The organism is Rhodoferax sp. GT1R46, assembly GCF_056521285.1.
The window spans coordinates 1-1,334 of the sequence record NZ_JBWMBC010000019.1 but is presented as its reverse complement, the minus strand read 5'-3'; the positions used below and the strand labels follow the sequence as shown (position 1 = coordinate 1,334).

Annotated in this window: 2 protein-coding genes; both read left to right on the top strand. The window is 59.9% G+C overall.

Translation table 11 applies throughout. The features are described from left to right. The coding region (locus AC097W_RS20855; RefSeq protein ID WP_479604554.1) for a Mu transposase domain-containing protein at nt 1–1,039 on the top strand (1,039 nt) is incomplete at its 5' end. Between the two features lie 60 nt (nt 1,040–1,099). After that, nucleotides 1,100–1,334, top strand: a 235-nt coding sequence (locus tag AC097W_RS20850; RefSeq protein ID WP_479604555.1) for an ATP-binding protein, incomplete at its 3' end; no start/stop codon positions are given.

The following is a 1,334-nucleotide window of genomic DNA, read 5'->3' as shown; positions in this document are numbered from 1 at the left end:
TGTCTTTGTAGCCGCTCTGGGCGCATCAAGCTACACCTACGCCCTGGCCACCGCTGCAGAGAAGACTGCTGACTGGATTGAGGGGATGACCGGTGCACTGCACTTTATGGGTGGTGTACCGCAGCTGATTGTTCCCGACAACCCGCGCGCGGTGATTGCGCAATGTGACCGCTTCGAGCCGCGCGCCACCGACAGCGTGCTCGACTTTGCCCGTCACTACGGTGTTTCTATTCTGCCCGCACGCCCACACACACCACAAGACAAAGCCAAGGCCGAGTCGGCTGTGCAGGTGGTGGAGCGCTGGATCATGGCCCGGCTGCGCAACGTACCCATGGCCAACGTAAAAGACGCCAATCGCGCCATCGCCCCACTGTTGCAATATTTGAACGCGCGTGCCTTCCAAAAACTCCCTGGTAGTCGGTTCAGCGTGTTTACAGAGATTGACGCCCCGGCCCTGAGCGCATTGCCACTGCAGGCGTATGAAATGGCGACCTTCAAGACTGTGCGCGTGCATGTGGATTACCACGTGGAAGTTGAACACCATTACTACAGCGTCCCCAACACGCTGGTGGGTCAATCGCTGGATGCCAGACTGACCCGCAATGCTGTTGAGCTGCTGCACCGGGGTCAGCGGGTGGCCGTGCATGTGCGCAGTTCAGCAGCGGGCAAATTCACGACGTTGGACCCGCACATGCCTGCGGCTCACCTAGCGCACCGAGACTGGTCACCCCAGCGTCTCATTGACTGGGGCCTGTCTATCGGAGTGGCCACCGGCGGGTTGATCCAAAAATTGCTGGAGCGCTTCAAACACCCCGAGCATGGCTACCGCTCAAGCCTGGGCTTGCTGAGTTTGAGCAAACGTTATGGCAAAGACCGGCTGGAGGCAGCCTGTTCTCTGGCGTTGACGCTGGGCACATGCCAGTACCGCCACGTCAAAGACATCCTGGCCAGCGGACGCGATCTGATTCAGCCGGCCACTGCCGACCTGTGGAGCAGCCCGGAGCACGACCACGTGCGTGGTGCTGGCTACTACCAATAGAGCCGGTCAATGAAATCCGAAAACCAAGCCAATCAGAACACGAAGAAAGAATCCCATCCCATGTTGACCCAACAGACACTTACCCAACTGCGCAGCCTCAAACTCAGTGGTATGGCCGACGCCCTGCATGAGCAGCTGACCCAACCGTCGATGAGTGCCATGAGCTTTGAGGAACGGATGGCTTTGCTGGTGGACCGGGAGGTGTCCAGTCGCGACGACCGCCGCCGGACCCGCCTATTGAGCCTGGCCCGCCTGAAGTACCCGCAAGCCACGATCGAAGACGTGGACACGCGTC